The 21,922-nt window shown below is 56.3% G+C and carries 20 protein-coding genes; 12 read left to right on the top strand and 8 right to left on the bottom strand.

Going from position 1 to position 21,922, the window contains the following annotated elements:
• Positions 1 to 35: 35 nt before the first annotated feature.
• Both ABC336_RS24655 and ABC336_RS24660 read left to right on the top strand, forming a co-directional pair.
• Complete coding sequence (locus tag ABC336_RS24655) at positions 36 to 1,652, top strand: helix-turn-helix domain-containing protein (RefSeq protein ID WP_413241178.1); 1,617 nt, start codon at positions 36 to 38, stop codon at positions 1,650 to 1,652.
• A gap of 140 nt (positions 1,653 to 1,792) precedes the next feature.
• Positions 1,793 to 3,199 (top strand): ABC transporter substrate-binding protein, encoded by a 1,407-nt coding sequence (locus ABC336_RS24660; protein WP_413241179.1) that lies wholly within the window; start codon positions 1,793 to 1,795, stop codon positions 3,197 to 3,199.
• A 158-nt stretch (positions 3,200 to 3,357) separates the two neighbouring features.
• On the opposite strand, the gene ABC336_RS24665 is transcribed toward ABC336_RS24660, so the two are convergent.
• Positions 3,358 to 4,329 (bottom strand): DUF1861 family protein, encoded by a 972-nt coding sequence (locus tag ABC336_RS24665; RefSeq protein WP_413241180.1) that lies wholly within the window; start codon positions 4,327 to 4,329, stop codon positions 3,358 to 3,360.
• Positions 4,330 to 4,908: 579 nt separating this feature from the next.
• Between ABC336_RS24665 and ABC336_RS24670 the strand changes: the two genes are divergently transcribed.
• From ABC336_RS24670 to ABC336_RS24680, 3 genes are read left to right on the top strand one after another with little or no spacing between them, the layout of a single operon-like run.
• Positions 4,909 to 6,090 (top strand): glycosyltransferase family 4 protein, encoded by a 1,182-nt coding sequence (locus ABC336_RS24670; protein ID WP_413241181.1) that lies wholly within the window; start codon positions 4,909 to 4,911, stop codon positions 6,088 to 6,090.
• Positions 6,090 to 7,187, top strand: coding sequence for an AGE family epimerase/isomerase (locus tag ABC336_RS24675; RefSeq protein WP_413241182.1), 1,098 nt, complete (start codon positions 6,090 to 6,092; stop codon positions 7,185 to 7,187). Before ABC336_RS24670 ends, ABC336_RS24675 begins: the two co-directional genes overlap by 1 nt.
• Entirely contained in the window at positions 7,180 to 8,253 is a 1,074-nt protein-coding gene (locus tag ABC336_RS24680; RefSeq protein WP_413241183.1) for a mannose-1-phosphate guanylyltransferase, read from the top strand. Before ABC336_RS24675 ends, ABC336_RS24680 begins: the two co-directional genes overlap by 8 nt.
• Positions 8,254 to 9,067: 814 nt before the next feature.
• On the opposite strand, the gene ABC336_RS24685 is transcribed toward ABC336_RS24680, so the two are convergent.
• The 4 genes from ABC336_RS24685 to ABC336_RS24700 all read right to left on the bottom strand — a co-directional run bounded on the left by ABC336_RS24685 (position 9,068) and on the right by ABC336_RS24700 (position 12,758).
• Positions 9,068 to 9,415, bottom strand: coding sequence for a hypothetical protein (locus ABC336_RS24685; protein ID WP_413241184.1), 348 nt, complete (start codon positions 9,413 to 9,415; stop codon positions 9,068 to 9,070).
• 103 nt (positions 9,416 to 9,518) lie between these two features.
• Positions 9,519 to 9,983, bottom strand: coding sequence for a hypothetical protein (locus tag ABC336_RS24690; RefSeq protein ID WP_413241185.1), 465 nt, complete (start codon positions 9,981 to 9,983; stop codon positions 9,519 to 9,521).
• A gap of 99 nt (positions 9,984 to 10,082) precedes the next feature.
• Entirely contained in the window at positions 10,083 to 11,405 is a 1,323-nt protein-coding gene (locus tag ABC336_RS24695) for a serpin family protein (protein WP_413241186.1), read from the bottom strand.
• A 57-nt stretch (positions 11,406 to 11,462) separates the two neighbouring features.
• On the bottom strand, positions 11,463 to 12,758 hold the full coding sequence (locus ABC336_RS24700; RefSeq protein WP_413241187.1) for a serpin family protein: 1,296 nt from the start codon (positions 12,756 to 12,758) through the stop codon (positions 11,463 to 11,465).
• Positions 12,759 to 12,902: 144 nt separating this feature from the next.
• Between ABC336_RS24700 and ABC336_RS24705 the strand changes: the two genes are divergently transcribed.
• Entirely contained in the window at positions 12,903 to 13,529 is a 627-nt protein-coding gene (locus ABC336_RS24705; RefSeq protein ID WP_413241188.1) for a copper amine oxidase N-terminal domain-containing protein, read from the top strand.
• A gap of 313 nt (positions 13,530 to 13,842) precedes the next feature.
• Here the strand turns inward: ABC336_RS24705 and ABC336_RS24710 are convergent, their stop codons facing one another.
• Positions 13,843 to 15,165 carry a serpin family protein gene (locus ABC336_RS24710; protein WP_413241189.1) on the bottom strand — a complete coding sequence of 441 codons (1,323 nt, stop codon included), beginning with the start codon at positions 15,163 to 15,165 and terminating at the stop codon, positions 13,843 to 13,845.
• A 168-nt stretch (positions 15,166 to 15,333) separates the two neighbouring features.
• On the opposite strand from ABC336_RS24710, the gene ABC336_RS24715 reads away from it, so the two are divergent.
• A complete protein-coding gene (locus ABC336_RS24715; protein ID WP_413242596.1) occupies positions 15,334 to 15,504 on the top strand; it encodes a DUF3934 family protein in 171 nt (56 codons plus the stop codon).
• Between the two features lie 46 nt (positions 15,505 to 15,550).
• Positions 15,551 to 16,009, top strand: a complete 459-nt coding sequence (locus ABC336_RS24720; protein ID WP_413241190.1) for a HEAT repeat domain-containing protein — start codon at positions 15,551 to 15,553, stop codon at positions 16,007 to 16,009.
• 1,024 nt (positions 16,010 to 17,033) lie between these two features.
• Here the strand turns inward: ABC336_RS24720 and ABC336_RS24725 are convergent.
• Positions 17,034 to 17,855, bottom strand: a complete 822-nt coding sequence (locus ABC336_RS24725) for a class I SAM-dependent methyltransferase (RefSeq protein WP_413241191.1) — start codon at positions 17,853 to 17,855, stop codon at positions 17,034 to 17,036.
• A gap of 35 nt (positions 17,856 to 17,890) precedes the next feature.
• On the bottom strand, positions 17,891 to 18,895 hold the full coding sequence (locus tag ABC336_RS24730; RefSeq protein WP_413241192.1) for a LexA family protein: 1,005 nt from the start codon (positions 18,893 to 18,895) through the stop codon (positions 17,891 to 17,893).
• 219 nt (positions 18,896 to 19,114) lie between these two features.
• Here ABC336_RS24730 and ABC336_RS24735 point away from each other — a divergent pair, with 219 nt between their 5' ends.
• From ABC336_RS24735 to ABC336_RS24750, 4 genes are all read left to right on the top strand, one after another.
• Entirely contained in the window at positions 19,115 to 19,813 is a 699-nt protein-coding gene (locus ABC336_RS24735) for a sigma-70 family RNA polymerase sigma factor (RefSeq protein ID WP_413241193.1), read from the top strand.
• A 182-nt stretch (positions 19,814 to 19,995) separates the two neighbouring features.
• Positions 19,996 to 20,427: a phage tail terminator family protein gene (locus tag ABC336_RS24740; RefSeq protein ID WP_413241194.1), complete on the top strand. Its 432-nt coding sequence runs from the start codon at positions 19,996 to 19,998 to the stop codon at positions 20,425 to 20,427.
• Positions 20,420 to 20,605: a YqzN/YkzM domain-containing protein gene (locus tag ABC336_RS24745; RefSeq protein ID WP_413241195.1), complete on the top strand. Its 186-nt coding sequence runs from the start codon at positions 20,420 to 20,422 to the stop codon at positions 20,603 to 20,605. The genes ABC336_RS24740 and ABC336_RS24745 overlap by 8 nt, the downstream gene beginning before the upstream one ends.
• Entirely contained in the window at positions 20,606 to 21,922 is a 1,317-nt protein-coding gene (locus tag ABC336_RS24750) for a phage tail sheath family protein (protein WP_413241196.1), read from the top strand.

Here is a 21,922-nt window from a genome sequence, read left to right on the forward strand (position 1 = left end):
TCGAGGAAGTGCAATTGTAGAGGGGGGATGAGTGAATGGATGGCAAACCGGTTACCTTATGTATTATTGATGATGTCCAGACCGTCGTGGAGGGCATCAAAACCAAGATCGACTGGGCCAAGCATCAGATCGAGATCGTCGGCACGGCGGCCAATGGCGAGGATGGGCTGCGGCTCATCCGCGAGCACAGGCCGCAGATTATCCTCACCGACATCCGCATGCCCAAGCAGAGCGGCCTGGAGATGATCCGGACGGCGGGAGCGGAGCAGGCAAAGGTGATCTTCCTGAGCGGCTACTCGGACTTTGAATATGCTCAGGAGTCGATCCGGCTGGGCGCTTTCGACTATGTGCTGAAGCCGTTCACTCCCAAGCAGATTGCCGATGTTGTGCTGCGGGCCAAGCGGGAGCTGGAATCCGAGCAGCTGGAGCTGGACAATGTGCGGGAGCTGCAGCAGAAGGTGAGGCAGAGCATGCCGTATTTGCGCGAAGAATATTTTCGGCTGCTGCTCCAGTGTGTGGGCAATCCGGAGACGATGCGCAAGAAGGGCGAGTTTCTGCAGATCGATATGAACGAGACAGGCTTTCTCGTCTTTATCGTCGAGATTGACGATCTTGAGCCGGATATCCAGCGCTTGCCGGCCGGCGAGGTCGAGCTGATCCGCTTTGCCGTGCACAATATTCTGGAAGAGACGATCCACAAGCATACGAAAGGCATCGTCGTCCGCGAGAATCTGCACCGGCTGGTGGCGATCGTCAACATCCCGGAACATATCGACATGCGCCAGGTGGCCGAGGCGTGCCGTCAGCATGTCGAGCAGTACACCAAGAAGACGGTATCGATCGGTCTGGGCACCGGAGTGGAGCGGATGGAGGAGATCCATCTCTCTTATGAGCAAGCCAAGACGGCGATGAGCTATCAGTTCTACTCCGGGGGCAATAGCGTCATTCATTTCCGCGATATGGAGCCGCAGGGCGTCAAGCGGCCGAGGTATGCCGCGGAGAAAGAAACCGAGCTGATCTACTGCTTGCGGTCGGGCAACAAGGAGGGCGTGCTGGAACAACTGGATGAGATCTTTGCCGAGCTGTCCCGCTATCCTGTGCCGCCCAACCCGGATCTGATCATCCACCTGCTGTACGGCCTTGGTTTTTCGATCTTCCGTGTCGTAGCGGAGAAGGTCGATACGGACAAGCTCTCTTTGCTCGAGAGCCGGCTGGCGGCGATGAAGAACGGCAAGACCGCTTCATTGACTGAGCTGCGGGAGGCGCTGCGCGACATCTGCCAGCTGAGCTGCGAGTGGATGCAGCAGCAGCAGCGGAGCGACAGCAAGCAGCTGATTCATCAGGCGATTGACTATATCAAGGCGAACCTGGGCAGCGAGCTGAGCATCCACGAATGCGCGAGCATCGTCCATCTGAGCCCGAGTTATTTCTCCAACCTGTTCAAGAAAGAAACCGGCATGACCTTCATGCCCTACGTCACAGCGGCCCGGATGGAGAAAGCAAAAGCCATGCTGCTGGGCGGCGTTCAGGTGCAGGAGATTACGTACGCGCTTGGCTACAAGGACCGGCCTTACTTCAGCGAACTGTTCAAGAAGCATACCGGGATGACGCCGACGGAATTCAGACAGCGCTACGAGGAGGCGGGGGAGTAGGGAATATAGTTATTTTGCCCTCCCCAGATCGTAGATTTGTCCTTCCTGCTCCGGACAGATATGATGGTAGACTAGAGTCATTCCGGAGCCGCCCGCGCGGCGGCTGCAACGGAGCATATAAAAGGGAGGTTCGACTCAACATGATGAAAAAATGGGCAAAAATGAGCACGATCGCGTTAATGGCAGTCAGTCTGGCAGCCTGCTCTTCGGGCAATACAACGAATGGCAATGGTGCCACCTCTGCGCCAGGCAATAATGAAAGCGGTACAACCGGCGAAGCCGTCAAGCTGAACTTCTGGACGATGGACCGTCATGACATGGAGTTCATGCAAGGAAAGGTAGACGAATTCAACAGCTCCAACACCGACAATATCGAAGTGGAAATGACCGTCATGGCAGACAACTACAACCAGGCGCTGGAGGTGGCATTCTCTAGTAATCAGGCGCCGGATATTTTCAAGGTGTATGATTTCGTCACAGGCGTCAAGAAGGGATATATGACGCCGCTTGACGATCTGATGAGCGATGAATTCAAAGCCCAGTTCGAGAGCGTGCTGGCTGAAAATGTAAATATGCTGGACGGCAAGATCTATTCGCTGCCAAACACGGGTCAGTACTGGCGGCTGATCTACAACAAGGATCTGTTCGAGCAAGCTGGACTGAGCGAAGCGCCAAAGACGCTCGATGAGATGGTCGATGCGGCCAAAAAAATCACAGAAGCCGGCAAAGCTGACGGCGTCTATGGCTTCGCGAGCAACTTCAAGAACGGCTCGGGCTTTACGCGTCCTGCTTTTGCGATCGCTACGCTAAGCAAAGGCGAGGGCCTGGAAGGGTATAACGTCAACAGCGGCGAATTCGACTTCAATGTCTACCGTGAGGTGGCCGAGGCGCTGCATCAGATCAAGGAAGACGGCAGCATGATGCCGGGCGTTGAGACGTTGGATATCGATCCGCTCAGAGCACAGTTCGCGCAGGGCAAGATCGGCATGTATGTCAACCACTCCAGCGAGCCGGCCGTCTATACTGACCAGTTCCCTACCGAGGTCAACTGGGAAGCGGCTGTAGTGCCGTCTGTTGACGGAAATCCGCAAGGCGCGCTCTGGGTGAATGCGGGCAACTATCTGGCGATCAGCGAGAACACGCCTCATAAGGAAGCGGCTTTCAAATTCATGGAGTATCTGTACGGCACGGAGCTGCGTGCCGAATATCAGGAGGAAGGCTACGGCCTCTCGGTGCTCCCTTACGTCAACGAGGCGGCCAATGAGCCTGAGCTGCAAGGCATTACCGGCTTCCTGCCGACTGAATATGACGCCATTTATCCTGCAAGCCCGGTGGCGATAACCGAATCCCGTATCGAAGGACTAAAATACACGGATGCCTTCATCCGTTATATCCTGACCGGCGGCGATCTCGACGAGATGATCAACGATCTCAACACCCGATATAACGCGGCGCTGGAAGCCGTTCGCGCCGAAGGCTCCACCAGCATCCAAGCTGATCCCGGCTTTAACGTCATGGATCTGCGCGGAAGTTTGGCTACTGAGTAATAATAGAAAGTAAAAAAATAAGAGCGAGAAATGCCAAGAAGACCCTCAGCCGCTGTAGCTGAGGGTCTTTGATGCACTTTATAGCGTAAATGATTCCGGGTCCCCAGCAACGCACCTGAGTACGCTTCGAAGAAAAGGCTCCATTTTGTAGGGATTGATTATGCCTCCCGGGCCATATCTAATACTGCCTGCTCGTACTCGAGAAACGGATCAGGGATATCGATCTGATACGCTTCGGCATCGCTTACGCCTACGGACAGCAAGGCGCGGCCGTTCTTGCTGCGGACCAGTCCGCCGCTGAAGATGACATCTTCGAGATCGGGCCGTTTGCCCGGACCCGGTGGGAAGTCGCCTCGCACGGCGATGATCTTCATCGGTGACTTCTCCATCGTCTCGGGATCAAGCGCGAATACGATGGAGTAGTAGTGCTTGTGCTTGTTCTGGTCGAAGCAGGCGATGTGGCCCAGCACGCCTACCAGTCCGTTGCTGAGCAGATGCGCTTCATTGGCCCCGCCCCACTCCTCGGGGATGAACTGATCGTGCAGGATGTAGGCGGCTTCAATCTTCTCGACTGTAAGATCGGCCAGCCGGTCGATGACCGTGAAGCCGATTTGTCCGCGGCCGCCGATCTTGCCTTGAGGCCGTGTGAGGACGCCGATCCGTCCGTCGGCCAGCGTGACCAGCCGGATATCCTTCATCTTCTCCGGGCCGCTGGCAAAGTGGCACAGCGAATCGATCGACTTGCCGCGGTAGAATTGTGTCACCCAGGAGACGATGGTATCGGGATCGTCCAGGGACGGGATCACCTCAACGCCGCCAAACACATATTCATCTTCGATACGGGCGATACAAGGATCCTGAAGCGGATAAGTATGGGTATGTTCCCGGGGATGCCATATGTTCTTGTCGAGCTGGAAGAAGAAGACCTGGGAGAACTCGCTGTTGCGTTCTTCTACCCGGCCGATGACGATCTCCCTGCCGCTCTCGACAAACGGGGAGGTGATATTGTAGACATCGCGTTTGCCGACTCCGGCAAATATCATTTCGTGCACGGTCGTCTCACGCGGATTATCGTAAAATTGCTCCAGCATTTCCTGGCAGGTTTGCGGTGTTGAGTTAAGGCTCATCATAAGTCGCATTCTCCTGACTTGGTAAGAGTTAAGAAGTCGAAGGACAAGCTTGCTTGCCTTCCACATACTATATACTGACACTTTTGCATAGTCAATTGCTGCTATGCTGCGGACGCCGGGTACTACGGACGAACGCGGCCACATATAATGAGGGATAGTTGAACCTACCCGAGTATCCTTTGCCGGCAAACACTTTTGAGGGCAAGCTGTTCGTTACGAATAATTTTTTTCAATACACGGTTAAAAAACATGTGGAAAGTTTAATAACCTTATAGGCAGGCTTACCGAGAAAATAAAGGTGCACTTTATTTTCTTTTTTTCACCACCATATGGATATCATTACCTTTTATTCCTGATCAAATGACATAGCTATCCAAGGATCGCCTTGCAGGACAATGTCAGCCTGCTTATTTGCTGCTGCATAGGGCTACGATCCTGTTTTTCTGTTCCATGGCAAGCGTCATGTCGCTTTCAGGTGTCGGATATTCCTGCAGTTCGCGTTGCTCCGTGGCGTATCGCGGAGGATCCGATAGCTGCTGGCATAGCAAACATTTCAATCGCAGTAGGAGGGATTTGCAGATGCTAGAGAAAAACGGGAAATGCAATGTAGTCTTCCTGGGAACCAGCTTGCCGCGGGAATGCGGGATCGCAACGTTCACACAGGATCTAGTAGACCAGTTTGCACAGATCCAGGATTTTAATACCCCCAAGGTCATCGCGGTGAACAACAACGAGACCTATGATTATAGCGATCAGGTCATCATGCAGATCGACCAGCACAAGCGGACAGACTATGTGCGGGCCGCTGACGAACTGAACCGCTCGGAAGCCGACCTCCTGGTGATCCAGCACGAGTTTGGCATCTATGGCGGGGAGAGCGGTGAATATTTGCTTGGTCTGACGGATTTGCTGACGATTCCGTATCTTGTAGTGTTCCATACTGTTCTGACGGAGCCATCGCCCAAGCAGCGCTATATCATGACCCGACTGGCTGCGGGCAGCGCCAAAGTGATCACGATGGCCCAGAACACAGTGGAGCATCTGACCACAATCTATCAGGTTGAGCCGGCACGAATCGAAGTCGTCCATCACGGCGTTCCCTACGTGGCGACGGGCACGCGCGAGCAGCTCAAGGCGTCCTACGGCTTCGAGGATCGCAAGATCATCTCCACTTTCGGATTCCTCAGTCCGGGCAAAGGGATCGAATACGCCATCGAAGCGATGCGAGGCGTCGCGGGGCATCATCCCGAGGCTCTCTACATTATATGGGGCAAGACGCATCCTGTTGTCAAACGGGAGGTCGGCGAAGTGTACCGCAACCGGCTGAAGGACCTGGTGCGGGAATATCAATTGGAGAATAACATCCTGTTCGTCGACAAGCTGCTGACCCAGGAGGAGGTCATCCAGTCTCTGGTCATGTCCGACATCTACATGACACCATATCTGGGCAAGGATCAGGCGGTCAGCGGAACGTTGGCTTACGCTGTCGGTTACGGACGCGTCATCGTCTCGACGCCTTACCGTTATGCCACTGAGATGCTGGGCGGGGGACGTGGACTGCTCGCGGACTTCCGCAGCGCCGAAGGCTTGCAGTCCAGCATCTTGGAGCTGCTGGAGCATCCGGAGCGGATGGCGCAGATGGAAGCCAACACGCGGGCGCTCGGCGATACGATGATGTGGAGTGAGATTGCCAAGCGGTATGCCGCTCTGATCCGGCAAGGAATCAAGGGACATAAGCTGGAGAACAGGAGTGTGATTTGATGGCTGTGCAGCTCGTTGATACGGTACGGGATGATTATTTGCGGCGTTTGACGGACGATACCGGCATCTTCCAGCATACGAAGTTCGGTGTGCCTGACCGATCCAAAGGGTATACGACCGACGACAACGCGCGGGCGCTGATTGCTGCGGTGCTGCTCTACAAGGAGCGGCAGGATTCCGCAGCCCTTGATCTGATCCATACCTACCTGTCCTTTGTTCATCATGCCCAGCATGACCGCGGCAACTTCCGCAATTTTATGGATTATAACCGCAATTTCCTGGAGGAGAGAGGCTCGGAGGATTGCCAGGGGCGCACGGTGTGGGCGCTAGGCTTCGCCGTCTCGGAGCCGACTGTCCCGGATAATCTGCAGAATACGTGCCGTTACCTGATCCACGAGGCACTCCCGCAGCTTGCCGAGCTCCGCTCGCCTCGGGCGATCGGGTATGCCACCGTCGGGCTGAGTATGCTGCTGGAGACGCCGGGTGCGCTCGATTATGCTTTCCCGTATCCGCACGAGGAGGAGGGCGGCGGCAGCTTCCTCTCGTATGACGAGATCGCCTCGCTTGTCGAGTCTTGGGGGCAGCGGCTGCATGACCAGTATCACCAGTATCGTCGGGATGACTGGCACTGGTTCGAGGACAGCATGACGTACGGCAATGCGATGCTGCCATGGGCCTTGTTCAAGGCTGCGGCGCTGACCGGACGGACGGATCTGCATGCAACGGCCCGGGAGAGTCTCGCTTTCCTGATCCGTCACACCTTCGCGCCGGAGGGCTACTTCCGGCCGATCGGCAGCAGCGGCTGGTTTGAGCGGGGCAAGGAAAAGGCGTTGTACGACGAGCAGCCGATCGAGGCTTGCGAGACGATGCTGGCGCTGCTGGAGGCGTATCATATCACGGGCAGCCAGCAGTACAAAGACTGTGCATCGGCCTGTCACGATTGGTATATCGGGCGCAACTCGCTCGGCGTATCGCTGATCGATCCCCAGACCGGAGCCTGCTATGATGGCATCCATCCGAGCGGCCTCAACCTCAATCAAGGCTCGGAAAGTATTATCTCTTACTCCATTGCAAGGTCGGTGATAAAGGGTGAATAAATTCGCGACGATCCTGGCAGGCGGAGGAGGCACGCGGTTCTGGCCGCTCTCCCGCCAATCCATGCCCAAACAGCTGCTCAACATCAGCGGCAACGATATCATGCTCAACGATACGATCGAACGTTTCGGCGACGTAATCCCGCCAGGCCAGACCGTCATCGTGACCAATCAGTCACAGGCTCCCAAGCTGGAGGAGATGATGCATGCCAGCGTCAAAAAGGAGCATATCCTGTGCGAACCCGTCTCACGCAACACGGCTGCCAGCATCCTCTATGCGGCGATGTTCATCGAGCATCATTACGGCAATTCGGTGATGGTCGTGCTGCCATCAGACCACTACATTACCGATCTGGAGCCGTTTCGACGCACGCTGGAGACCGCTTGCGAGCTCGCGGAGCAGATGGAGAAGATCGTCACGATCGGCATCAAGCCGACATTCCCCTCCACGGGTTATGGCTACATAGCGTATGATACGCAATCCGGCAACGGCACGGCCGCGCACGAGGTGTCAGAATTCGTAGAGAAGCCGAATTATCAGAAGGCGCAGCAGTATGTCCAGGCAGGCAGCTATCTGTGGAACAGCGGCATCTTCGTCTGGACGACCTCGGTCATCATCGAGAGCTTCCGGCGCTATCTGCCCCGTCTGTACAAGATGATGAAACCGCTGCAGGAGGGCTTCGGTACCGATCAGGCGGACGAACTCCTGGAGACCATCTATCCGCAGCTGCAGAGCATCTCGATCGACTACGGGATTCTGGAGCGCTCGGACGATGTGCTGGTCGTGCCGGCCGACTTCGGCTGGAATGACATCGGTACCTGGGATGCGCTCGGTTCGATCTTCCCGCCCGATGAGGAGGGCAACATCGTCAAGTGCAATCATGTCGGTATCGATACCCGCAACTCGATCATCTACAGCAATTGCCGGCTGATCACGACGATCGGTATCGACGGGCTCATCATCGCGGACACCGACGATGCGCTGCTGGTCTGTCCGAAGAACGACGCCCAGGCCGTCAAGGAGATGGTGGATCTGCTGAAGGAGAAGGGGATGACCGAATATCTTTGAGGCTGCGCTGCGGCTTTGGCCGGTGACGGCGTCAGCCGTAGCTGGCCGAAGCCGTTGCAGAGCGAAGCCGTTGCAGAGCGAAGTCTATTCAGGGCCGGTCCATGCGCAAATGGCCGCCGCGCTGCATCCGTCCAGGACGGGTGCGCGGGGCGGCTTTTTTGTGTTGTGGAGCAGCGGAGGGGCTTATGGTCGTACCCTGATCATAGTCTGACTACATCCGGTGTTGCTCTGGGGCGAGAAGCTCCGGGCAACCACCCCGACAAGTGCAAAAGTACATCTAAAAGCGCTGAAAACATAGCATCTGCCTTCTCTAAATGCAAAAGTACAACTATCCTGCTCGGAATGGGTATAATCAGGCTAATAATACTTGCAGCAGATGCACTTTTGCCTCTATTGTCATGGTTGCTAGCCAAAGGAGGGAAAACTGATGCACTTTTACCCTTATCATCCGGCCACGAAAAGGGGCCGCTGCGGGGAACGGTGAACATCACGTGTCTCGCCGACCTTCTTTCCAGGCTATCGTTATTTCATTTTGTTCTTGTTTAGGAAATGATGACTTTCGTCTCTTGTGGATAAGTTGTGCTCCCGGCTGGGTTGGATGCCGCGCCCCACAACCAGAGGTAAAATGTTACTTAAATCCGAGCGGAATGGCGGAAGTTTGCCCAACCAGGGGTAAAATGTTACTTGAATCCGACCGAATGGCGGAAGTTCGCCCAACCAGGGGTAAAATGTTACTTAAATCCGAGCGGAATGGCGGAAGTTCGCCCAACCAGGGACAAAAAGTTACTTAAATCCGTTCCAATGGTTGGTCCGATCAGTTATCGGGGCTTGACCCGATAACGGCATGGTGTCCGCACTCCTCGCCAATCTGCGTTAGCAGGTTTTGTTCCGGCTGGCTCCCGTGAGCCCCAGAGCACCCACCAGATGAGCAGCGCTTGGAACAGCAGTCGAATCCAGAGTTCGGTTTGACGGGTCTCGGCCTGACCCGGGGCGGAGATGCTGTAGAATAGTTGCCCGCCCGTCGGCGGATTGCCGGGATGAGCAGCAGGATGGCGAGTATGAGCTCCAGGATGCCCGTGGCATGGACGAGCTCCAGCTTGAGCGGCACGAAGTCTGCCAGCATGGCGGTGAAGACTTCTGCCTCGCGAAAGTGGTATGTCACAAGTTTACCCTTTCTACGCGATTGCAACGCACAGAAGGGAGCGCTCCTGGATCGGAGTGCTCCCTTCTGGCGTTCGTATGGATATTGAGGCCGGCCAAGGCAATTACAGCTCTTCGGAGCCGCCGCCATCCGGACCATCCGCGATATCCGCTACGCCCACAACCAGCGCAGCGGCAGCAGCTGCCAGCACGATCCCTTTGGCTCCGGTGCGGAGCTTGCTGCGGTCATCTTCCTGGATCCCTTCGACCACCTGCTTGCCGCTGTTATACACGTATTTGGCAGAGTTCACTGCGCCTTTGGCTGTATCCTGCGCCGCGTGGCTCATATCCTGCATGCCGATGTTCTGCTGCCCCTTGTCGCCAGTGATGGTGCCGGCCGCAGCATCATAAGCGCCGCTTACGAACTCGCCGGCGGTTGTGCCGACTTTAACGGATGCGCGCTCGACACTATCGCCGATCTCCTTGACGAAGCCGCTGCCCGCCAATTCGCCAACGACCCGCACACTGCCTCCGACGACACGTCCGGTTACTTGTCCGGTCAGCTGGCCGAGATTTTTCAGAAACGTCATGCCCCTCATTCCTTCCGGGTAATTTGTTGCTTCAATTATAAGCGCTGCGCTGCCGCTTTACCATCCGTCCCGGGACGGAGATCGGGTCCAGCCCCGAGGCTAGCCTTCGAGCTGGCGTACGGCTCCCATGAAGAGGATGGAGGAAGTACTATCATCATGGATGGCGAAGAAGAAGGGCCGGTTGACCTCCATATCAAACGTGGCGCTCGTGCCGGACTGGTCCCTGAGCACAATACTCGTCACCGCAGCGGCCACCGTCCCGGTCTCGCTGACCTCGATCGTTGACTTGTGTTTGGCCTCGTGCAGGTAGATCTTGTCTGCCTCCAGCTCTGTCAATTCGCCGAAGGAAGCCTTAACTGGGTCGAAGGGATCCACCATCCCAAGCGCCTTCAGCGGGTCATTAAGCATGATCTCGTCTTCGATCTCGAATCGCGGCAGCCGCAGCGCACCCATCGCATCCTGGAAGCCGGCGAGCCACTCGCTCCATCGCTCGGGCGTCAGTTGAGCAAGCCAATCGTCCAGGGCGACCGACTCATCCGGGAGGAAGACAAGCATGCTGTAGGCGTGATCCTGGTAGGGAAGCCGGATGGCCTGGAAGTCCTCCCCCTGGAGATAAGCGAATTTATCCTCGGTCAACATCATATCTGCCTCAGCAGTTTTGCCGCTCGCTGATGTAAAAGGACGTTTGGAGGTCAGATTTTCTTCGAAGGGGTAAGCCCAGTTGGCTTTGAAATAGACGGCGTTGAGCAGAACCATGACATCGAGCGGATCGAGCGGGCCTTGGATGATCTCTTCGATCTGCCCTTCCGTCTGCCTGCTGACCCATCCGTTAATCTTATCGGCGGTATCGGGTGCCGCGAGGTCAAGCTGCGCGATCTCTGCGCCAAAATATTCCCGATTGGTCCCTATAAAAGAAGGCTTGAAAGGCACTGACTCGTCGGCAAACAAAGCGTTGGCGATCATCAGACGCGTCGATTCGTTGCTAGACTTGAGCTGATCCAGCAGAGTCTGATAGCCCTTATTGCGATCCGTATCGTCCAACTCGTGCAGATGCAGTGTACGGAGCATGGACTCGCGGGTCTCGCCCTCAGCGCCATTTGCTGTCATAGCGAGCGCAGTGGCGATGCTGACAGGGGAGAGCAGCAGGTTGCGGTCGCTGCCGTCCTGACGGATCTGATGGAACAGGTCTATGGCAAATGTGACTTGCGCTTCGGCGATGCGAGGATCGAGATCCTCCTCCGGGACATCAGACAACGAAGCAACAGGCTCATCCAGTGTATCAGACATGCTGCTGGACGGCTGCTCCGCCTCCGGTGAAGGGGTCGGGGGAGATGCGGGGGGAGCTTGCCCGCAGGCCGTCAGCAGCAGAAGCAGAGCGAGCGTGGCGCAGAGATATGGGGGAAGCAATGGATTGCGACACATGGGAAAAACCTCCTAACAGTGAATAATGAATGTGTTTGTATGCTCACCCGTTAAGACTTATTCGGGAATCTGGCGCACTGAGCCCATGAACAGCAGGGCAGAGGTGCGCTCATCCTCGATCGCAAAAAAGAACGGCCGATCAACCACCATATCGAATGGGTCTTCAGGCTGCGCGCTTCCCGCCTCCATGCCTACACTGGTGGCCGCGGCTGCCTCGGTTCCTTTTTCATCGACTTCGATAAAGGTCTTGTGCTTGACCTCGCCGATGAACACATTTTCCTCCAGCTCGATCATGGGCGTGAAGTCGGCTTGCCCGACATCAAAAGCCTGACGCATGCCGAGTGCTTGCAGCGTATCGTTGAGCACATACTGGCTCTCCAGCTTGAACTTGGGCAGCCCGATATGACCTTGCCTGGAGTCCAGTCCGGCCTTCCAGGTCTGCCATTGCTCCGGACTGAGCTTGCCGAGGAGCGCATCAAGCGTGAGTTGCTCGTCCGGGAGGATGACGATCATGCCCAGGCCGCTGTCCTTGTATGGCAGCCGGATCATCTGCATGCCGTCTGCTTGGACATAGGAAAAATACCCTCCGTTATGCATCATAGACACGTCCTGCTGTTGGCCTGCAGCAGTTGTGAAGCTGCCGGTCCTGGTGCTTTCAGGTTTGAATTCTTGCTGCCAGGTTCCTTTGAAGTATACGGTGTTCAGCAAAAGCAGGATGGTCTCGTCGTCGATCGGGTGCTCGAACATCTGCTGGATCTTGCCGGCGGTCTGCTCGCGCACCCAGCTGTTGATACGCTTGGTCGCGTCGTCATCGGCGAAGTTCAGGGAAGTCATCTCTGTGTTATAGTGCGATTGGTTCTTCGTGAGGAAATCATCCTTGAACTGCAGCGGCTCCCGCATCCACAACGAATTGGCAAGCGAGACCTGCGCCCCCTTGCCGCTGTGAGTGAGAAGATCGGCCAATACTTCATAGCCGAGATTACGCGCTTCGGCTGTTCTGTCCGTGCTATGCAGCGCCTGTTCCATTTCGGTCAAAGTGTCTGTAGCAGCTCCGTTCATCGTCATGGATAAGGCCGTAGCGATACTGACCGGCGAGATCGTATCGTTGTCCTGCGGGTTGTCCTTGTGCGGCTGCAGCTCACGGTATAGGTCGAAGGCAAAAGCAAGCTGATCTTCGGCAAAGGCCGGGTCCAGATCACTCGGTTGGTGAGCAGCTTGATCGACTGACGAATCCATCATCTCCACGGCATACTGCTTGTCACGGCCACTGTCCATCCCGCAGCCGCCAAGCATAAGAGCTGCGCATAAACTGCCTGTTATCCATTTGGTGGAATGTGTGTATGGTTTTTTCATCTCTTTATAGCCCCCCTGACGCGATTTTCCTTATAGACGTCAGCCAGGCTGATCAAGTTGCAGCAGGAAATGGAAGAAATCTGTCGAATACAGTTGGGTATCCAGTAACATACTGGAAACTAACAAGACAGGCAGGGGTTACAGATGAGAAAAACGATTCTATTGGTGCTCGTATTCGTATTGATGTTCAGCGCCAGCGCGGCCGCGCACTCGGGCAGAACCGACTCGCGGGGCGGGCACAATTGCTCGGAGAAGTCCAAGGCCAAAGGGTTATGTACAGGCTATCACTATCACAATGGGGGTGCCGGCGACAGCAGCTCCAAAAGTAACGGTTCGACAAGCGGCTCCAGCACAACCAGTAAATCTTCAGGCACAAATAGCAGCGGCACCTCGTCACAGAAGCAGACAAGCGCTGTCCAAACGTCGGACATCATCATCTATATCAATGACAAAAGGTTCTACCCGGAGCCGAAGCCGATCGTGGCGCATGCGACCACCATGCTGCCGATCCGCAGCATCGGTGAAGCGCTCGGCGCTCAGGTGAACTGGGACAAAACCGAGTCGGCGATTACTATCACGAAGCAGAGCCATACGGTAAAGCTCAAGCTCAGCAGCAAACAAGCGCATGTGAACGGGAAGGAGACGGCATTGAGCACAGCGCCGATCCTGCATAAAGATGCGGTGTTTGCGCCGATCCGCGTCGTGGCGGAAGGCGTCGGCGCCAAGGTTCACTTCGATAGCGGAGCCAATACGTTGTACATTACTTATTAATGTCCGTGCAAACCAACAAGCCCGAATGCACTTTCACAGTGCAGACGGGCTTTGTCCTTGTTATAGAAGAAGACCGCAGAGGGTAGCGCTCGCTCACGAGCGGACACAGCAGCTCTTATTTCGAGCATGGGCGTGTTTTTAGAGCTGCTTGCGGACAGAGGATCCGTTATCGGTCTGTAACCGGGGGCTAGCGGGCAACAAACCAGCACTTAACGGATCGTGTATCCGCAGGACCTGTTCCTGGCGGGTTTTTGTGCCAAATAGACTCTATTGTGTCCGTATCGCAGTGCCAGCCTGAGTGAACGTTGCGTGACTATTGAATACTCCCCACCGTACCCATAAACAAAATGGAATCTGTCCGCTCATCGACAATGGCATAGAAGAACGGACGGTTGACCTCCATCTCGAAGCTGTCGCTCGGAGCTGAGGTCGGCATCATGCCAATACTGGTCACGGCGGCAGCGATCGTGCCTTTCTCTGTGACTTCGATCATGGCTTTGTGTCTCGCTTCGTGCACGTATACGTTGACTGGCAGATCGGACAGCAGACTGAAGTCTGCCTCAGCGCGTTCGAAGGCGGCATTCATCCCGAGCGCACGGAGCGGCTCGATGAGCGAAAATTCGTCCTCTACGGCGAACCTCGGGAGACGCAGGTCGCCAAGCGACGGTTCAAACTGATCCAGCCAGGACTTCCACGCGGCGGGCTCCAATTGCTCCATCATTCCGGATAAACCCAATGTCTCATCGGGCAGGAAAACGTACATACTGAGCAGATGGCCCTCATAAGGCAAGCGTACCGCCTGGAAGCCGTCCGCCTGAAGATGATCGAGCTGATGGTTCATGTGCATCATCTCTACATCAGCGGTCTGACCGTCTGATCCGGTGAACGGGCGACGTGTCGTAGCTTCCTCATCAAACGGATACGCCCAATTGGCATCGAGATAGACCGCGTTGATCAGGTACAGCAGCGTGTCGGGGTCCAGAGGCGGTTCCACTATCCCGTCGATGCGCTCATTTGTGTGCTCTCGCACCCAGGCATTGATAGTATCCGGCGCCTCCGGCGATCCCATGTCCAGACTCTCGAGCTGGGCGTCAAACGAGGACTTGACAGTCTGGAGGAACGGCTCTTTGAAGGTCACGTCCTCGTTGCCCCACAATGAATTGGCGATCAGGACGCGGGCTTCTTCGCCGCTATGTCTGAGCAGATCCAGTTGGACCTTGTGTCCCTTATTGCGCTGATCGTCGGACAAGCCTTCCAGGTACAGCATCCGGAGCATCTCATCCCGCGTCTCGCCATTGGCGCCGCCCACGGTCATCGCCAGCGCCGTAGCGATGCTGACGGGCGAGAGCAGATGATTGTCACCCGGCTCGGCGCCGCTGATCTCACGGAACAGGTCGAAGGCAAAGGCCATCTGGGCCTCGGCAATCTGCGGATCTGTATCCTCTGGCTTGTACGTCGCCTTATCGACGGCAAACGCTTCGCCGCCAGGATCGGACGGTGTCTCATGGTTCACCGACGGATCATTCGACTCACCCGCCGGATCGTGCACGGCGCGGCCGCAACCTTGCAGCAGCAAAGCGAGCAGGAGCACGCTCAGCGCAACCATACGAACCGATGAGCTTGATCGTAGCATCATGTAGATCCCTCCTTTTTGTCCTTATAGACGGGAGTGTGTGCGGGAAGGTTGCATCAGAAGAAGGCATGGACATTTACTTATAAGTCATAATATGAGATGCTGATATGAGCCTGAGACCATGCGATGGATCTTCGAAGTAAGATCTGGCGTATAATGGAGGGATAGAAGCTGAGCAAAGCAAAGGGCGGGACAGGCAGAGGGACAGGCAAAAAGGGCTGGAACCGCTGGCAAGCCAGCGCAAACCGGGCCAAGAATGCTCCCAAGCCTTACAAAAGCAAAGGAACGAAAAGCAAAGGAACCGATAAGGGCACCGCATCTGATTCTGTCAAAAAGGACTAGCATGCCCCCCGGGGATACCACTATATGGAGAACAGGGTGAGTTAAGATGGAAAATAAAGAAGTTGAACTTGAGAATGAGCAGCAGCCGGAAACTCAGGAAGCATGGGTCGGTGCGGCGAGCCGTACTTCCAGCTGGCGGGAACGTCTGCGCGCGGTAGAAGAGCTGAGCAAGTGGGATAACAAGCTGACGGTTACTGTGCTGACCCACCGAATGAGAGACGATAAGGTATTCAAAGTCCAGGAGGCTGCCTACCGGAAGCTGCGCGAGCTCGGTGAAGACGTGCAGCTCCCTGCCAAAAATAAAGGCGAGCTCTTTAAGGGCGTCGGCAAAATCTTGCTGCGGATTAAGAAAAGTCTGCCCGCCGATCATCCCTTTGAAGAATTCAAAGAGAAGCTGAAACGAACACGACTCGATGTGTATGATGCGTATGAAGGTCATATGGGCGATGAGTTCGAGAGGTGGCTTGAGGAGACCTGGTCGGGTTTGGGCGGGAAGAAGGCTTAGACGGACAAGCTCAAGTAATAATGATAGTAAACCCGGAAGGTTCTGCCGGGTTTTTCGTCGTGCGCCGGATTCGGCGATTCGCCGTGAAGTAAGGGCAACGGCTCACTAGCCTGATAAGTGCAATAGTGCATCTAAAAGCTTCGAAAGCTTAAGATCCACCTTAGCTAAGAGCAAAAGTGCAATTAAATTACTCGGAATTGGAAAAATAAGGATGATTCAGTTATATTAGATGCACTTTTGCCACTATGATCCTGGATTCGAGCCAAAGGAGGGCAAACAAATGCACTTTTCAGGCTGTTGAAAAAAGAAAGCCTACAGTCACGGATCGATCTTCCAATCGCTGTTGTCCCCAGATTTCTTGATTTTATACCCCTTTTAGGGGTGAAATCCGGGGACAAAGGCGAACGCTTCGCAGCTTATGCTCCCGAAGTCGCTTTCTTGCAGAAAGCGTTGACCAGATTCGATTCCGTGCCTCTCCGGCCATTTTTCAACAGCCTGAGTTTTGCCCTTATCACCTGCCGGAGAGCAGGTGGGGCTGAGGGGGAGCAACAAACAGGAGAGCCTCCCCGACTGTCCTTCCAGCAATGATGCGGGGATGGGTGATTCGCTGTGCTGTAGCGCACTTTCCCTCTACAGCGCCGGAGTCGGTGATTCGCCGAGCTGTAGCGCACTTTTCTTCCTCTACTGCGCCGGAGTCGGCTGTTTGCCGAGCTGCAACGCACTTTTTTTCCTCTACAGCGCCGGAGTCGGCTGTTTGCCGAGCTGCAACGCACTTTTCTTCCTCTACAGCGCCGGAGTCGGCTGTTTGCCGCGCTGCAACGCACTTTTCTTCCTCTACAGTGCCGGAGTCGGCTGTTCGCCGTGCTGCAACGCACTTTTCTTCCTCTACAGCGCCGGGGTCGGCGATTCGCCGAGCTGTAACGCACTTTTCTTCCTCTACAGCGCCGGAGTCGGCGATTCGCCGTGCTGCAACGCACTTTTTTTCTCTTACAGCGCCGGAGTCGATGGTTTGCTGCGCTTCACGCTATTTGATCCCTATCCGCATCCGATAGCTGAGCATGATGGGTTTGGTCACTCCGCCGAAGTGGTCATGAACGGTCTGGGAGAATGCCGCAAGCGGCGCCTCCAGCTCCTGAGAGCCCAGCTTGAAGACGGTCTGCAGTCCGCCTTGACTAAGCAGCAGTCCGATCAGGCGTTCCGCACCGAACGGCTCCATATGGTGGAAGACGATCTCCTTCGTGTAGCGGAAGTGGCCGGAGTGTTGGATCGCCTCGAGATGACCGGATTTGTCCCACTTCCGGACCAGCCGATCAGGCGCATCCAGTCTGGCGATGATCTCGTCTGCCTTGGCATGCAAAGCATCATAGGCTGCTTCGATCTGCCAATCTATCGTGGGCGGCCAGTCGCAGTCATAGGCAGCGAAGACGCCGCCGTCCCGCAGCACTCTGGCGAATTCGAGCAGCGTGCTCTCCGGCTCCATCCAGTGGAAGGACTGGGAGCAGGTGGTCACATCGGCAGCGTCAGCCTCTACGGGCAGTTGATGCGAATAGCCGGCCGTAAAGGAAAGCACCTCCTGCAGCTGCCGCTCCTGAACCCGCCGCTCGGCAACGCTGCGCATATCGTCATTCGGCTCGACGCCGAGGACACGATCCGCGCGATCCTGCCACAGGAAAGAAGAGAGTCCGGTGCCGCAGCCGACATCAACGACCAGGCCGGGACGGCGACCGAGATAGGCGCCGATGATGTCGGCGACGATCGGCGGGGCGGCGGGACGATGGGTATCATACGTATCCTGGAATCCTGTGAACCGGTCGATGTTATTCTGCACGTAGCTCTCTGCACGCATGGGCATGCTCCTCTGCTTTGGATTAGGCATTCAACTTAGTATCGCCGGATCGTCTGCTTGACCTTGCCGACGATGCGGACCTTCTCCAGCTCGCTTCCTCTGAATATGCGCGGCGGATAAGCCGGATTGGACGACTGCAGCATGATCCCGTCATCCAGCTTGTAGACGCGCTTGATCGTTCCTTCCTCGCCATCCACCAGGACAACGGCGATATCCCCGTATTCGACCTCGGGCGTCTCGCGCACTAGGGCAAGATCGTTGGGCAGGATGCCGTCGCCGGTCATCGAATCGCCCTTGACCCGCAGGTAGAAAAAACCGCCGCCCCGCACATCCTGGGCGTCCGTCCATTCATCTCCTTCGTAATCCTCATACGCTGTTCCATTGGGGCCGGCCGTTACTGTGCCGATGATCGGGATCTTCACCGGCTGACCGACAGGATAGGTCTCCAGCGCCGGCTCCGCAGGCGTCAGCGCCTGCAGGAGTTCCTTGCCAGTACGGGAAGTGGACGCCTTCAGCCGTTCGAACAGCACCTTGGGTGCCCCCGCCAGCTCGCCGAGCGCCTCTAACAGCTGTTCTACCGCAGCCTCATCATGCCGCGAATCGGCAAGATACCGCTGCATGAGCTGCCGGTCTTCCAGCGCCTCTATAGGAGGAGCAAAGGCAAGACGGCCGGCCTGCTGTTCGAGCAGTGCCGCCAGTTCATCGCTGATGAAGGAATAGAGCCGGTTGTCGCGGCTGAGCTTCTCCAGTGTAAAGTCGATCAGCATCCGCTTCTTCACCTGATTCTCGTACATTTCCTTGTGATCGGCATCAAGCTTCTCCAGGTTGGCCTCAGCGATCAGCAGCGCAGCGTCTCCACCCACCACCTCTGCGAGCGTCCTCGTGATCTCGGGGGAGGGGGCAGGCCGCTTCCCCAGACGGAGCTTGCTGATATAGGTGGGATGAACCGTTATTTGACGTTGGGCGCATTCCTGTGAGATCTGCTCAAGCGTCTTGCCGGATTGTTTGATGTAGTCGCTGAGCAGGCGTGCATAGGACATGGAGTTTCCTCCTTTCAATATCGTATAGGAGAACATTTACGCGTTGCCTTCATTTTATACACAACTAGACTTATTTGTCAAAGTGGTCGTTTTTGACTAGACAATTTAGTCTTGACACTTCCGAAACAGGCAGGGTATATTTTCCTTAGACAAAAAAGTCTAGTAGATAGAAACTGTCAGACAACATAGTCTCGATAATATGGGAAGGGGATGACGAGGATGAAAACAGCGGCGAAGCATCATCCGGACACAAACGGTAAGCAGACGGAGGCGGCGATCGACATCGAGCAATGCCGGGATCAGGTCTGCTCCAGCTGTCCAGGCACCGTGTGGGGCAAGAAGAGCATCTGCCGTGTGCACAATCTCTCGATCGGCCAGATCGACAGCTGCCCGGAATGGCTCACCCATTCGCTCCGGGCCTCCGTAGCCGACAAGGCTGCGGCGGAAGATCAGGACCTGGAGCCGATCATGCAGTATGTGCAGAAGGTGGACACCGAGCTGCGCGATTTCAGTTGGACGGTGAGGGAGATACAGCGGCTGGAGGAGGTACTGGCCAAGGCGGCGGTCGAGATCGGCCCGCTCAATATCCGGCTGGTGGCGCAGTACGGGATCGAAGCGGCGCTGCCCAAAGGCAAAGGCGCCAAGGTCGGCGAGCTCTCGCTGTCGGAGATGCAGTACGAACGGACGGCCAAGCGGTTGGTCGAGCTGAAGCAGCGGGTAGAGGACTTCACCAGCGCTTCGGACAAGATCATGGAGGAGCGGGAGCGGACCGTGCTCGACTGTCTGATGACCGGGGAGCGGATGAATGATATCGCCAAGCATATCGGCGTCTCCCGCCAGCGGCTGCATGAGATCCGGCAGACGATCATTCGCAAGCTGACGCTCGATATTTACAAGCAGTACCTGGAATCCGAGTGAGGCGGGCAGTGGTTGACATTTCTGACACGGCAGACAAAATAGACAAAAATAGAAACGTATGTTCGTATAATGCTATACTGAGCTCAGCGGAACACAAGAACACAACAAACGAACGGGCCATTCTTCTCCTGAGTGAGATGGGTGGCCCTTCGTCATGGAAGGGTTCGGCAATCCGCAGGGAGGTGAGAGAGATAGCGACTATTAGCGAAGTGCGTGACGGCGTGATCGCCGCCCTCGGGGAACGGTTCCCGGACTTCGCCGTCTACGAGGGCGAGCTGCCGGAGGTGCCGGTGGTGCCTTTCTTCCACGTCCGGCCGTTCCCGGTCACACAGACCCGAGAAGTCGGACGCCGCTACAGGCGGACCTTCAGCTTCGATATCCTGCTCAAGGCGAGCACGCAGGACGAGCTGCTCGAGGCAGCCGACGGTCTGCTGGACGAGCTGGTCTACATTGAGGTGGATGGCTTCCCTTGCAGGGGCAATGGTCTCAAGCACGAGATCGTGGACGGCGAGCTGCATGTGTATGTGCAGTATACGCTGCATCTGTTGCGGGAGCGGCAGGAGGTGACGAGGATGGACAAGCTGGCACAGGAAGGAAGGATCAAGGATGCGTAAGAAACAGACAGACCGCAAGCTCAGTAGAGCTTACAGTCCGGACCAACTGCAGCGCTCGCAAGCGATGGCAGGCTGGAACCGGGACGTGCTGCAGGCGATCCTGAAGGCGCACGAGAGGTGTACGCTGCAGGAAGCGGAGCAGGCGATCCACCAATTCATGACAAGGGAGGCCAACTAAATGGCTGGAGGGACATGGACAACACAAAACAAGGTAAGACCAGGCGTATATATTAACTTCGAGAGCGAGCCGAGACCGCTCGGCACGGTCGGCGAGCGCGGCATCGTCACGATGGCGCTGACGCTCGGCTGGGGCGAACCGAAGAAGCTGACGCGGATTGAGGCAGGCGAGGATGTACAGGAGAAACTGGGCTATGCCCTGACGGATGCCCGGCTGAAGCTGGTGCGTGAGAGCCTGAAACGGGCACAGACACTGCTGCTCTACCGGCTCAATGAAGGCACGAAGGCCGAAGCAAGCCTGGGAGAGCTTACCTTTACAGCTCAATACAGTGGCGTGCGCGGCAACGATCTGGCGATGCGCGTGCAGACTGATGTGGACAACGAGTCCGCTTTTGTCGTCACGACACTGCTGGATGGTGTGGAGGTTGACAGCCAGACAGTGACAGGGGCCGAAGCCTTGCAGGACAATGCTTGGATCGTCTTTGGCGGCACAGGCGAGCTGGAGCCGATTGCCGGATTGCCGTTGACCGGGGGCACGAACGGCAGTGTGACGAATGGCGATCACACCGCGTATCTGGAGACCGTCGAGCTGCAGGAGTTCCACACGATGGCGGTGACAGCAACGGATCCGCTGCTCAAATCCGTCTATGCCAGCTTTGCCTCGCGGCTCCGCGAGCAGGAGGGCAAGAAGATCCAGGTCGTCGTCGCAGACTATCCAGCCGCAGACAGCGAGGGTGTCATCAGTGTTAAAAACGGCGTCGTCCTCACAGACGGTACTGCGATCTCCGCTGCTGAGGCAACCGCTTGGGTGGCAGGAGCGCTCGCCGGTGCGGGTCCGAACGAATCGCTGACTTACCAGGCCTATGACGATGCGGTGGACGTCGAACCGCGGTATACCCACACCCAGATCGAAGCTGCGCTCAGAAACGGCGAATTTCTGTTCACGCCAAGCCACGGCCGCGCGGTGGTCGAGCAGGACATCAATACGCTGCGCAGCTTCACGCCGAGCAAGGGCAAAGCATATGGCAAAAACCGCGTCATCCGGGTGCTGGACGGCATCAACAACGATTTTAAACGGATCTTCGAAACGTTCTTCCTCGGCAAGGTGGATAATACGGCGGACGGCCGCAATCTGCTGCGCAATGAGTGCACGTCGTACCTGACCAATCTGCTGGAGCTCGGGGCGATCCAGAACTTTGATTCCCAGACCGATGTCATCATCGAGCAAGGCACCGACTCCGATGCCGTCGTCATGAGCGTATATGTGCAGCCGGTCGATGCAGTCGAAAAAATCTACATGAAAGTGCAGGTGAGGTAA

Source organism: Paenibacillus jepli, assembly GCF_047238105.1.
In the GTDB taxonomy this organism is placed as follows: domain Bacteria; phylum Bacillota; class Bacilli; order Paenibacillales; family Paenibacillaceae; genus Paenibacillus_D.

Coding starts and splice junctions, on each gene's coding strand:
- ABC336_RS24670 (WP_413241181.1), top strand. CDS start 4,909: ATGCTAGAGAAAAACGGGAAATGCAATGTAGTCTTCCTGGGAACCAGC.
- ABC336_RS24665 (WP_413241180.1), bottom strand. CDS start 4,329: ATGATGAGCCTTAACTCAACACCGCAAACCTGCCAGGAAATGCTGGAG.
- ABC336_RS24655 (WP_413241178.1), top strand. CDS start 36: ATGGATGGCAAACCGGTTACCTTATGTATTATTGATGATGTCCAGACC.
- ABC336_RS24675 (WP_413241182.1), top strand. CDS start 6,090: ATGGCTGTGCAGCTCGTTGATACGGTACGGGATGATTATTTGCGGCGT.
- ABC336_RS24725 (WP_413241191.1), bottom strand. CDS start 17,855: ATGCGTGCAGAGAGCTACGTGCAGAATAACATCGACCGGTTCACAGGA.
- ABC336_RS24660 (WP_413241179.1), top strand. CDS start 1,793: ATGATGAAAAAATGGGCAAAAATGAGCACGATCGCGTTAATGGCAGTC.
- ABC336_RS24745 (WP_413241195.1), top strand. CDS start 20,420: ATGCGTAAGAAACAGACAGACCGCAAGCTCAGTAGAGCTTACAGTCCG.
- ABC336_RS24690 (WP_413241185.1), bottom strand. CDS start 9,983: ATGACGTTTCTGAAAAATCTCGGCCAGCTGACCGGACAAGTAACCGGA.
- ABC336_RS24710 (WP_413241189.1), bottom strand. CDS start 15,165: ATGATGCTACGATCAAGCTCATCGGTTCGTATGGTTGCGCTGAGCGTG.
- ABC336_RS24700 (WP_413241187.1), bottom strand. CDS start 12,758: ATGAAAAAACCATACACACATTCCACCAAATGGATAACAGGCAGTTTA.
- ABC336_RS24705 (WP_413241188.1), top strand. CDS start 12,903: ATGAGAAAAACGATTCTATTGGTGCTCGTATTCGTATTGATGTTCAGC.
- ABC336_RS24720 (WP_413241190.1), top strand. CDS start 15,551: ATGGAAAATAAAGAAGTTGAACTTGAGAATGAGCAGCAGCCGGAAACT.
- ABC336_RS24750 (WP_413241196.1), top strand. CDS start 20,606: ATGGCTGGAGGGACATGGACAACACAAAACAAGGTAAGACCAGGCGTA.
- ABC336_RS24695 (WP_413241186.1), bottom strand. CDS start 11,405: ATGTGTCGCAATCCATTGCTTCCCCCATATCTCTGCGCCACGCTCGCT.
- ABC336_RS24730 (WP_413241192.1), bottom strand. CDS start 18,895: ATGTCCTATGCACGCCTGCTCAGCGACTACATCAAACAATCCGGCAAG.
- ABC336_RS24735 (WP_413241193.1), top strand. CDS start 19,115: ATGAAAACAGCGGCGAAGCATCATCCGGACACAAACGGTAAGCAGACG.